8 protein-coding genes, 3 pseudogenes and 1 CRISPR repeat array are annotated in these 11571 nt (G+C 38.4%); of the genes and pseudogenes, 10 read left to right on the top strand and 1 reads right to left on the bottom strand.

Annotated elements, in window-relative coordinates:
* The 3 genes from B3B27_RS00610 to B3B27_RS00600 form a co-directional block, all read left to right on the top strand.
* Positions 1-188: WbuC family cupin fold metalloprotein (locus B3B27_RS00610; RefSeq protein ID WP_286846501.1), on the top strand; the 188-nt coding region annotated here is incomplete at its 5' end.
* Positions 189-806: 618 nt separating this feature from the next.
* Positions 807-4361, top strand: a complete 3555-nt coding sequence (cas13a, locus tag B3B27_RS00605) for a type VI-A CRISPR-associated RNA-guided ribonuclease Cas13a (RefSeq protein ID WP_286846499.1) — start codon at positions 807-809, stop codon at positions 4359-4361.
* Between the two features lie 5 nt (positions 4362-4366).
* Positions 4367-4929: direct repeats of the CRISPR family, unit length 36 nt; unit sequence GGTGTGAATGATCCCAAAATGAAAGGGAACTACAAC.
* Between the two features lie 88 nt (positions 4930-5017).
* Positions 5018-5410: a WbuC family cupin fold metalloprotein gene (locus B3B27_RS00600; protein WP_286846498.1), complete on the top strand. Its 393-nt coding sequence runs from the start codon at positions 5018-5020 to the stop codon at positions 5408-5410.
* A 91-nt stretch (positions 5411-5501) separates the two neighbouring features.
* On the opposite strand, the gene B3B27_RS00595 is transcribed toward B3B27_RS00600, so the two are convergent.
* A complete protein-coding gene (locus B3B27_RS00595; protein ID WP_286846495.1) occupies positions 5502-5945 on the bottom strand; it encodes a hypothetical protein in 444 nt (147 codons plus the stop codon).
* 310 nt (positions 5946-6255) lie between these two features.
* On the opposite strand from B3B27_RS00595, the pseudogene B3B27_RS00590 reads away from it, so the two are divergent.
* The 7 genes and pseudogenes from B3B27_RS00590 to B3B27_RS00560 form a co-directional block, all read left to right on the top strand.
* Positions 6256-6891 (top strand): annotated as a pseudogene (locus B3B27_RS00590) (ATP-binding protein); the annotation flags it as partial.
* Between the two features lie 18 nt (positions 6892-6909).
* Positions 6910-7080: pseudogene (locus tag B3B27_RS00585) on the top strand (UDP-GlcNAc--UDP-phosphate GlcNAc-1-phosphate transferase); the annotation flags it as partial.
* A 637-nt stretch (positions 7081-7717) separates the two neighbouring features.
* Positions 7718-8812, top strand: coding sequence for an ImmA/IrrE family metallo-endopeptidase (locus B3B27_RS00580; RefSeq protein ID WP_286846493.1), 1095 nt, complete (start codon positions 7718-7720; stop codon positions 8810-8812).
* Positions 8813-8946: 134 nt separating this feature from the next.
* Entirely contained in the window at positions 8947-9402 is a 456-nt protein-coding gene (locus B3B27_RS00575) for an excisionase family DNA-binding protein (protein ID WP_286846491.1), read from the top strand.
* 383 nt (positions 9403-9785) lie between these two features.
* Positions 9786-9983: pseudogene (locus tag B3B27_RS00570) on the top strand (helix-turn-helix domain-containing protein); the annotation flags it as partial.
* 88 nt (positions 9984-10071) lie between these two features.
* Entirely contained in the window at positions 10072-11214 is a 1143-nt protein-coding gene (locus B3B27_RS00565) for an AAA family ATPase (RefSeq protein ID WP_286846489.1), read from the top strand.
* 233 nt (positions 11215-11447) lie between these two features.
* On the top strand, positions 11448-11571 hold a 124-nt coding region (locus tag B3B27_RS00560), incomplete at its 3' end, for a helix-turn-helix domain-containing protein (protein ID WP_286846504.1).

Raw genomic sequence — 11571 nt, 5'->3', positions numbered from 1 at the left:
CGACTGTTATAAAGGTTCTTTTTTATAATGATGATAGAGTGCTTACCACCGAGTTTTTGGTTAATCCGCTTGAAGGTGTGTATGGAGTGCATATTCCCGTCAGTCAATGGGATACGCTGGAGGTACTGGAAAGCGGGACCGTGATCTTCGAGGTGAAGAACGGCCCCTACTCTCCCCTTGGTGAATAGGATGTGTTGTGTTAGCATATTGGTGTCAGCGATTTAATAGTCCGATGTATTTGACCAGATCATGGTGCTCTTTTATAAACTTATACATGAAAACATTCTTTCCGAAATGATCAAAGTGACAGTTAAACGAATTATCAAAACGATAAAAGAAAGATAATGAGGTATTAATCAACTATAACAGTTGGGATATTAACCCTTTAATGAACAATAGACAGTCTCCCCGGCAGCCTTACGAAGGTGATTAAAATTTTACACATTTATTTGGTTAATTTAAATTATTTTGGTAATTTAGTGTTTTACACTAAATTGATTAGAGATTAATAGTATCCAATAAAATAGGAAATTATATTAGAGGATCATCATCGATCTTCGGGTATAAGCAAGGAATTTTATAATCAGTATTTTGAAAATTGAGATCATGCGTTTACCATTTAAGTTGGGTATGTAAAATAATATGCGCATCCTAAACTCTTCACATATGAACAGGTAATGACGCATTTGCCTTATTTTGTCTCTCTACTGTTGAACCCGATGAAAGTGAGAAATATAAACATTTATCCACTCAAGCTACAAGTGAAATTGTATGCCTGATTGGTAATAAATAAGAATACCATAATTATGAGAGTCTCTAAAGTAAAAGTTCTGGGAAATGAAGAAACCAAAGGTAGAATAGTGCTGATGCATCGTTCTCCTGTAAAGGGTCAATTAATTTATTCGGAGGATGCTGGTAAAAGGGATAGAACGGAGGATATTATTCCTGAGCAGAAACTGGAGAGTTTTCATCTGAGTATCCTAAACAAGACTTTTTTAAGGAAGGAGTTTTTTAAAAAAGAATTGAAACATGAGGCTAAAAAGAATGGGCTAAAAGGTGATGCTGAAGATAAATACATCTCTGAAAAATTAAAAGAATATCATTCCTTGTTGCAGTTTATTGATGATGTACTGTCAGTTAAATATAATGAGAACCGTAAAGCAATAAAGTTCCCGGAATATTTAACCAGGGAGATGATTGAGATATTTCTGAATCATAAATTCCGAAAAGAGGTAACCTACACCAATAAAAATGGTGCTTCTGTCTCTTTCCTTTTGTCAACACTCATACTGAATGCCATTGAAAAGCATAGTGTAATTGAGATGCAGCCTTTTGTAGATTGGAGAAACTGGTTTGTTGAGACCAAAAGTAAATTCCTTAAGAAATCGATCATCAATAATTGTATCCCGACAAATGGAGGGCCTATAAGCAGACGTCGGGAGACATTGATGAAGTGGAGGGATGATTATTTTACGAATGCTGAAATCGATCTGGCAAGGTTGCATAAAAAGTTTGGTACGGATACTTTGATGGCCTCTTTGAGGGAAGTACCGCAAACGGAAAAGAGCGGGAATGAGTATCACAGGCTATTGAAATCTTGTCTGCAGAGTCATCAGAAAAAGCTTTTTGGTAAAAGAGCGGAAGGGTATGATATAAACCGGGCGGACAATCAACTGTATGTTTACAACACAGAGGTGGTGAAGTATATGGAGCATTATTTCCCTGTGAAGAGTTCGAAGCGTAGAAACAGCACTGCTGAAATTAAATATTATCTTCAGACAGATACCATAAAATGTTGTTTACATCATCAGATCATAAACGCTGTGCGTGGCCTTGCACTTCGGGAGGGTAAATTTAATCTGCATGGTTTTGATGATAAACTGATTCCGAATGAGAGGAATGTTTCAAGCAGCATACTGAACGAATTAAAAACTTCAGAAGGTTTTGTATTGAACATGCTGGGAGGATGCGCTTTTGCTGCAAACTGCTTGCGTAATATAGTGGATGCTACCCAGAGAAGTGATTTACTTGGCTTTAGATGCTTTGAAGTCAGTTTAAAAAAAGGGAAAAGCAATTCCGATTTGTTTGCACTTTTCTTTGGTTTTGGTCGTGAGGATATGGATGATGACTCTGAATGGGAAAAGCATCTGTATGCCGCACGATATTCTGTTTCGGAAATTAGGAACCGGGTTGCGCATTATCATAAAAGTGCGATCGAAAATATATATAATATCACTGATTTTGAATATAGGGAAAATTCCATGTGCTCATATACTGACACCAAATTTACAACTGCTCTGCAAAACGAGATATATAATACTCCCAAAGCTTTTTCGCTTCAATTGATGACGGGTAAGGTGCTGGAGTATTATCCGAAGGAGAAGCTGGTGTCTTTCTTTCAGAAGTATAAATTCTCCCTTTACAGGTCTGTCGTTCCTTTTGCTCCAGGCTTTAAAAACATAATGCGCACAGGCGTTAATTATCAGAATGCTACCCAGAATCGTCTTTTTTATGATATGGGGCTAACTGCCTTTCAGGATAAAGATAGGTATATAGATGATGTGGAGGCTTGGAATGCGCGTTATTTCTTTATGAAGTTGATCTACAATAATCTCTTTCTGCCCCGTTTTACCAATGATAAAAATGACTTGTTCAGAAAAACAGTCGAGCAGGTGCTTGAAGTCAATAGGTCTCATATGGAGAAGGTTGGGAAAGACGACAGACAAGCATTTGGTGAGGTTCGACAGATGCGCGAAAATGAAACGGCAAATGATTACATGGCATATCTGCAGAGTAGTCTACGGATGGAAAAGAATAAGAAAGAGTTGGAAGGGAACGGTGCAAAAAGAATTAACTTTGAGAAGTTTATCCTACAAATGTTTGTCAAGGGTTTTGATAGTTTCTTGAAGGATGGGGCTTTTGAATTTGTTCATTCTCCCGAAAATTGTTTGACCGGTAGTACTGAAAAAGAGCGGGCAAAAGAACGCAACAGTTTGTGTGAAGAGATCGGCAATTACGTAAGACTTGTCAGCACTGTAATCGATCCGGGCAAAGGATCACATGTGGCATTTTATGTTTTCTGTAAAATGTTAAATAGCGTTTATCTGAGTAATATCAGGAACGAGATGATCAAATATCACAAGGTGGTTAGAACAGATGAACTGGCACACTTAATTGAAATCATTGAGCTTTGTCTTTTATCAGCTGATGCTGTGAGCCAAAAAACAGTGAATGCCGATAAGCTTTCTCATTTTTTTGCTGAAGGAGTAAATGTGGATGATGACGAAAATGTGATTCATGCATCGATGGAAACTTTTCGGAAATATGGCACGCGTGATCTCTTTCATAAATTGATGCTGCAAGACGATCGGTTCCTGGTATCGAGTGACGATTATCGTGAATGGGAGGAGATGAAGGAGAAAATTGAGGGGAAGGTAAAACAGCGCGAGTTGCTTCACGCAGAGTGGTGCGAAGCGAAGGAGAAAGATAAAAAAAGCAGAAAGGTTAAGAGCAATTCTAGAACCTGTTTTGAAAAAAAATTCATGGGTGCAAAAGCTGAAGAGTATTATTCTCTGTGCAACGTTATTGACAAGTATAATTGGCTCGATAACAAGTTACATCTGGTTCATTTAAACAAATTGCACAATTTGGTTATCGAGATTCTGGGGCGTATGGTGGGATTTACAGCACTGTTTGAGAGGGATTTTCAATATATATGTAAATCGGATTCCGAGTATGAACAGTTGTACAATCTGGATTTTAATATGGGTTTGCCAAAATTTAAAAATTCCATAAAAGGATCGGGCAAAGCTAAGAATAGTACCCAAAATATCGATCATAATGCAACAGGAATCGGCAATAGTTCAAATTTACTCAAAGAAAACTCCAACGGAACACACTACTGTAAGAACCTTTCCGGAGATGGTGTTGAAGATAAACTTAAACGATTATTCTTGTATGATGATTATCGAAATGTTAGGAATTTTGTAGCTCATTTTAACTATCTTACTCGGGTTGAAGACGATTTAGGAGGGAATGATGCGGTTAAGCTGTCGGGTACAAGGTATTCGCTTATTGAATTGATAAACGAGCTGCGTAACTTGCTTAAGTACGATAGAAAACTCAAGAATGCGGTATCTAAATCTTTTATCGATATGTTTGAACGGCATGGTATGCATGTAAAAATGAAATTAAATCACAACCATAAGCTTTTTGTGGATAGTATTAGCCCAAGAAAAATAAAACACCTTGGGGGTGGTTATAAGAAGCGGGGGAAGGATGACAAGATGTATGTGCAGACGACCAATCATGTTGATCCTCTTTATTGTGATATGTGCAGAGCTTTGTTGGAGATGAAATGAAGCGTGGTGTGAATGATCCCAAAATGAAAGGGAACTACAACTATAGGATGGTGATATCATGCCTCCCAGGCGGTGTGAATGATCCCAAAATGAAAGGGAACTACAACGAAATGCCCTGTTAAATTCGTCTACTATAAGGTGTGAATGATCCCAAAATGAAAGGGAACTACAACGAGATGCGGGTATCGGCAAAACACGTCTCTGGTGTGAATGATCCCAAAATGAAAGGGAACTACAACAAAATGCTTGAGCTATTTCTTTCATATCAGGTGTGAATGATCCCAAAATGAAAGGGAACTACAACGATATACTCGCCCATGTAGTCCAGAAGTTTGGTGTGAATGATCCCAAAATGAAAGGGAACTACAACTTTTTAAAGTGAATATTCCGCAAACATCTTGGTGTGAATGATCCCAAAATGAAAGGGAACTACAACAATTTGCATCTCCACCTTTCAATCCACCTGGGTGTGAATGATCCCAAAATGAAAGGGAACTACAACGAATACCTCCTTATTCCCGTGAAAGAATTCGGTGTGAATGATCCCAAAATGAAAGGGAACTACAACTTGTATTCTTTGCACTGATCTTCGGCTTCTACCCTACCCTCGGCTGGTGGATTTTCGCGATACTGGCCACTATGTTGGGTGCTGTCTAATGCCTAAAATTCAAACTGATGAAATAATAGAAATGCTTATAGATGAACATTTACTGGACAAGGTGACGGCCAAGGCGAAAGCCAGTCCCTATACTCCCCCTGCAGCCGGAGGATATTCTGGAACCATAGATTTCACTGGAAACAGAGTCTTTGTAACGACGAAGAATGAAATCAATGATGGATTGTCGACTGTTATAAAGGTCCTTTTTTATAATGATGATAGAGTGCTTACCACCGAGTTTTTGGTTAATCCGCTTGAAGGTGTGTATGGAGTGCATATTCCTGCCGGTCAATGGCATACGCTGGAGGTACTGGAAAGCGGGACCGTGATCTTCGAGGTGAAGGACGGGCCGTATGTGCCCCTGCAACCGGAAGATATCATCCGGTTATAGGAATGTTCATTCACACCATGCGAGAATCGGAAACTTCTTTATAGAGTTGAAGTAGGACGCTATGATTACAGAACAGTGACCCACTTGAGGATTACTTCTTTCGTGTCATCTGCATCCAGACTGCCTCATTTTTGGAGTTCTTAAACGTGATATCGTCGGCTTTAAATGGATAGCTGACGATTGTTCCGGTGATTACCTCTTTATCCTCATTAATGGAAGTAAGGGTAATGGTGGGATATTTGAAGCTGTATGTATATTTAGCGATGGTTTCGACTGTTCCACTTCTCTGAAGAGTGTAAGTGCACTCCTTATAGTCGAACTCAATTTTCATGGTATAACCAAATAACGAGTGACTCTCCCACAAGGTCCAATTTATAAAGGCTCCGGGAAGTGATAGATCGCTCAACATGTTGGGGATTGGCCGGGAAGCTCCTAGATTATCTTCCTCTTCATTGTCTTTGCTGCATCCAATTAAGGTGAGCTCTCCCACCGCAAAGAGTAATACCATTAAAAACCAAACGCACTTCTTTTTCATGATGTTCGTTTTTTGTTTACGTTTTGTTGCCGTTTTATGTTCTAGCCTCTTTTCTCGTTTTAATCATGGGAACGTTTTATTAACTAACCACATATAGTTTGCAAATGTATGATAATTTAATTAAAACTTGCAAGACACGTGCAGCTTTTTGTAAGCATAAGACAAAGTCTATGGTTATTTTCGAGTATAAAAGAAAATAGCTACATTTACATCAAATTATTCGAGTATGAAAGAAAATTTTGAGGCTTTAAGAAAATACAATTTTTGGGATGAAGAATACCTGGCTTCAGGTTATCCGCGTGATTTATAATCCGCAATTAAAGATACAGTACTATTATGTGATATTATCCAGAGACATAATATAAGAGAGGCTAAGCTTCTGGATGATATGTTTTCTTACTTGGTAAACAATGCTTCTAATCTGATTTCAATTACAAATATTGTTAACTATTTTAAGTCGATAGGGCGTAATACAACTTATGATACTGTTTCTAACTACATCGGTTATATCGAGGATTCGTTTATTATTCACAGAGCTGAGCGATATGATATACGTGGCAAGGATACTTTATCGGGAAATAGTAAGTACTACATTAATGATCTGTCTTTCAAGAATTATCTTTATCCCGGATTTGGTTATGGTGTTGGATATAAGTTGGAAAATCTGATTTATATTGAGCTTCGCAGGTATGGTTATGAGGTTTATGTTGGTACTTTAAGAGACAAAGGGATTGACTTTGTTGCAAAAAAAGAGGATAGAGTAATATATATACAAAGCTCTTACATATTAGCTGATGAACAGACCATCCAAAGAGAGTACTCGCCATTGGAATCTATAGAGGATAATTATGAAAAGTTCGTGGTTTCGCTTGATGATATTGCTTTTCCTTCTAATAAAGGTATCAGACATGTTCAGGCATGGAATTTTAGTAATGTGATTGCATAATTAATAAATGTTATTGGGATGTTTTATCTAATCATATTTGCTGTTCTTTTTATAGCTGAGCTGTTATACTTCAGGATTGCCGATAAATTTAATATTATCGATAAACTGAACGAACGGAGTTCGCACAACTATATCACCATCCGGGGTGAGGAAATCATCTGGTGGGTGGCAGCACTGCTGTTCCTGCTGTTTCATTTCTCTTCTCAGGGGCTGTGGTTCTTCGCGGGCATCAATTGCGATTATATAAATAAACAGAATCATGCGCCGTCAGGATATGCTGGATAGTATGCGCCTTGCATTTTTTCCGATATACATGACATGTTGCCAATTACTACGAAGTTAATGATTACACCATTTGATCAAATCAAAAACGGTTCCTTTGCAAGTCCAAATCTTGATCTTCAGTATTTCATGTTAAACATTATAAATATTTTAAATAACACTTCCTGTTAGCTAAAAATATAATTACCTTTGCGATGGATTTGACATTCCGCACCAAAAAACTAGAAAGACTGGCTAATGATTACAGGAGATGCCAAAGAGAATTGGGTGCTATACGATCGAAACTTTTAAACATTCGGCTAAATGATCTCAAAGTGGCAGAGACATTAGAAGACGTAAGGCAACTTCCAGGGCGCTATCATGAACTTATAGGAGATAGAAAAGGCCAATGGGCTTGTGATTTGGATCACCCTTAACGATTGATATTTGAGCCACATGAAAATCCAATCCCCGTTACTCCAGACGGCAACTATTTATGGATAGAAATAAAAGGTGTGGAAATAGTTGAAATAATAGATTATCACAACAAGTAGAATATAAAGTTATGGCAAAAAAAGAAAACCGGTATATTCCACAAGTGGTTTTTCATCCGGGCGAGACACTTGCCGAGAAACTTGCTGAGATGAAAATGGGGCCAAAAGAGTTTGCTGTGCGTACAGACAAACCGGAAAAAACAATTAATGCTGTTTTAAAAGGAGAAAGCTCAATTACCCCTGATATGGCTGTGCAATTTGAAAGTGTGACCAAAATTCCTGCTCATTTTTGGATGAATAAGCAGCGTAGCTTTGATGAATACCGTGCGCGAGAACGTCAACGGGAAATCATTGACGAGTCTATAGATTGGGCAAGAAAATTTCCATTAACAGAAATGATAAAAAAAGGATGGATAAAGTCCTCGGGAAATATAAATGAAAAAACAGAAGCCTTATTGTCCTTTTTCGGTATGAGTAATCCGGAGGCATGGCATAAGTTTTATTTCTATCGGAACCTGAAAGTTGCTTTCAGAATTTCGTTGGCGCACACGAGCGAACCGTACGCGATTTCCGCGTGGTTACGAAAAGGAGAACTGCAAGCCCAGGAGCTAACAGTGGAAAACCTTTATTCGGAGAAAAGATTTAAAGAAACACTTCCTGTCATTAAATCGTTAATGGCAAAGCATCCCGCGAATTTTCAAGAAAAACTCAAGTCGTTATGTCTGGAGGCGGGAGTTAAAGTAGTATATACTCCCTGTTTGCCCAAAGCTCCCATAAACGGAGCGACACGCTGGCTGGATGAGACCCCTTTTATTCAGTTAACGGGAAGATATAAACGCAACGATGTCTTTTGGTTTACCTTTTTTCATGAAGCGGGACATATCCTTTTACACGGAAAGAAAGATGTCTTCTTGGAAAATATTGAATATTCCGATAAAATAAATGAGAAAGAGCAGGAAGCGGACGAGTTTGCTATTAAATGGACGTTGTCGGAGCAGGAAGAAAACGAAATAGTCTCGCAAGGAAGGCTTACCTCTGAGGATGTACGAAAGTATGCTGAAAAATTTAACACCCACCCTGCCATTATTATCGGAAGGTTGCAACACAAGAAATATATCCCTTATTCTGCAGAAAAAGAGTTTATAGAAAAAGTGGAATTGAGGTAATAATTTCCTAATGAGGATATTCCGGTATATTGACCCCTTTTGATGGTTTTATTTCAAAAATTAGGGGATTAGGCTAGTTAAATAATTCGAATATTTCGTTTATGTCTGCAGTTCCAACATTAAAAACTACAGTTATGATAACGACAAATGATATAGAAAGGCCTAACAAACGTGAGCGAAAATTAGCACAGGAGTCCTACACTTCTCTCATTTCCTCGATTGAACAATTGAAATCGGACCAGGTGAAAATTGAAATTGAAGAGACCGGGGAGAGAATTATTCTTCCTGTTAAAGCATTGAATTTATTAGGCGAAATACTAAAGGCAATGAGTCAGGGTAAGCCTATTTCAATAGTACCTCTTGCAACTGAAGTGACAACGCAAAAAGCTTCGGAAATTCCGGGATGTTCAAGACCCTATCTCGTGAAATTACTAGAGGAGGGAAAAATTGAATATACAAAAGTAGGGAAACATCGTCGCATTAAACATGAGGATGTGATTGACTACAAAAAGAAAATGAAAGAGGAGCAAAAGAAACGGCTCATCGAGATGATGCATGCAGACGAAGATCTTGGGCTTTATGATTCATAGCGTTCGATTTACGGCAGTCCTGGATACCAATAGTGTGCCCTGCACTGATCATCGGTCTCTACCCTACCCTCGGCTGGTGGATTTTCGCGATACTGGCCACTCTGCTGGTTGCTATCTACTGCATAAAATTCAAACTGATGAAATAATAGAAATGCTTATAGATGAACATTTACTGGACAAGGTGACGGCCAAGGCGAAAGCCAGTCCCTATACTACCCTGCAGCCGGAGGATATTCTGGAACCATAGATTTAACCAGACTTAACCGTTTAAGCTTCAGTTTAAAAACCTTATGTGTTTTTACATAAAAAACAGAGTTGATTTATACTCGGAACCAATTGATTTGTATTATCTTAGTATTTAACATATCACAAAAAACAATAAGATGGTTGCTGAAACGACAGACAAATTAAGGAAAAGGCATACCGGACGGAACGTGCAGAGGGTCCGGATGTATTTTGGTGTGAAACAGGAAGCTTTGGCTGCTGATCTGGGTATAAGCTAGCAGGAAGTGTCGAAGATTGAACAGCAGGAAGAAATTGAAGAAGAAGTGCTATCGCAGATTGCCAGCGTGTTGGGAATCCTGTTATCTATATTTACATGTTCGCATTTTGGAAGTTCGCATTTTGGAAGTTCGGAAAATAAACTTATATTTGCAGAAATAATATCCTATGCAGAGTGTGCCTTTTACATACGGACGAATTACTGAACCTATTGATTTTACCGACAGAGATAGCGAAATAATGCTATTGAAACGAAACTTCAACGCAAGAGTAAATACCATAATCATTTCGCCTCGTCGATGGGGCAAATCCTCGTTGGTGAAAAAAGCGGCAAGTGAAGCTGTTAAACAAAACGATACATTGAAAGTTTGTTTTATCGACATTTTTAATTATCGAAACGAAAATGAGTTTTATCTAGCATTGGCGAACGAAGTATTGAAATCTACTTCATCAGAATGGGAAGAGTTGGTTCAAAATGCTAAAACATTCTTATCGAGACTGATTCCTTCCGTTTCATTCTCACCTGACAAACAAACAGAACTCTCTTTTGGAATTGGATGGGATGAAATGCAAAAACATCCGGACGAGATATTAGATTTAGCTGAAAAAATAGCTCATCGAAAAGAAATCAATATCATTGTATGTATTGATGAATTTCAGTCGGTTGCCTCGTTTCCCCAACCCGAAATGTTTCAGCGAAAACTGCGCGCTCATTGGCAAAATCATACGCGTGTAAGCTATTGTTTATATGGGAGTAAACGGCATATGTTGTTAGATGTTTTCACCAATCCATCCATGCCGTTTTATAAATTCGGACATTTACTTTTCTTAAAAAAGATAGATTCTGCACATTGGATAAATTTTATTCAAAAACGTTTTTATGATACCGGAAAGCAAATTTCTGACCATGACGCGGCATTGATAGCCTCTCTCGCCGATAATCATTCGTATTACGTGCAGCAACTCGCGCAACAAACTTGGTTTAGAACGAACAAAATGTGCAAAACTGAAAACGTAACTGCCGCCCGCGAAGACATTGTGGATCAATTAAGCCTGTTATTTGCAAACCTAACCGAGACTTTATCCTCATTGCAATTAAATATTTTACGTGCAATTATTTCCGGCGAAAAACAATTAACAGCACAAGATACGCTCAAAAAATACCGAATGGGAACTTCGGCAAACGTAGTGCGAAATAAAAAACAATTGATAGTAAACGAAACGCTTATTGAGGAAGATAACGTCCTATCTTTTTCTGACCCAATGTACAGATACTGGCTCGAATCACGTTTTTTCAAGATTATTCCTTGATGATAAGAAAAGTCTATCAACCCTAAATATAAAATGACAAACGGTACTCGTAAATAAATATGAAACGCTACACTCAAACCCTCGAATATACATCTTCCCCGCAGGCTGATGGAGCATTTTAAGAACAGTGGAAGGCTTCACCGCTGCTGTATTTTGCTTCAAGGTGGTAACGGAACTGGGTTAGTCCATAACCATTGGGTACGTCTCTACGGTATTCTTCCCAAAGCGCTGCACTGTTGTTGGACTCATCGAGAACATTTCGAAGGAAAATAGAACGTGTACGTCGGCTTCGGGGTATGACACAAGCTGAGTTAGGAGAATTGCTTGGTATTACGAAGCAGGCAATCTCAAAAATGG

The sequence above is a fragment of the Proteiniphilum sp. UBA5463 genome, from assembly GCF_002427225.1.
GTDB classification, from domain to species: Bacteria; Bacteroidota; Bacteroidia; order Bacteroidales; family Dysgonomonadaceae; genus Proteiniphilum; species Proteiniphilum propionicum.
This window is presented reverse-complemented; position numbering and strand designations above follow the sequence as displayed.

What these genes read in the sequence shown, in the direction of transcription:
- B3B27_RS00565 (WP_286846489.1), top strand. Translation starts at nt 10,072, where the DNA reads ATGCAGAGTGTGCCTTTTACATACGGACGAATTACTGAACCTATTGAT.
- B3B27_RS00600 (WP_286846498.1), top strand. Translation starts at nt 5,018, where the DNA reads ATGCCTAAAATTCAAACTGATGAAATAATAGAAATGCTTATAGATGAA.
- B3B27_RS00575 (WP_286846491.1), top strand. Translation starts at nt 8,947, where the DNA reads ATGATAACGACAAATGATATAGAAAGGCCTAACAAACGTGAGCGAAAA.
- B3B27_RS00580 (WP_286846493.1), top strand. Translation starts at nt 7,718, where the DNA reads ATGGCAAAAAAAGAAAACCGGTATATTCCACAAGTGGTTTTTCATCCG.
- B3B27_RS00595 (WP_286846495.1), bottom strand. Translation starts at nt 5,945, where the DNA reads ATGAAAAAGAAGTGCGTTTGGTTTTTAATGGTATTACTCTTTGCGGTG.
- cas13a (WP_286846499.1), top strand. Translation starts at nt 807, where the DNA reads ATGAGAGTCTCTAAAGTAAAAGTTCTGGGAAATGAAGAAACCAAAGGT.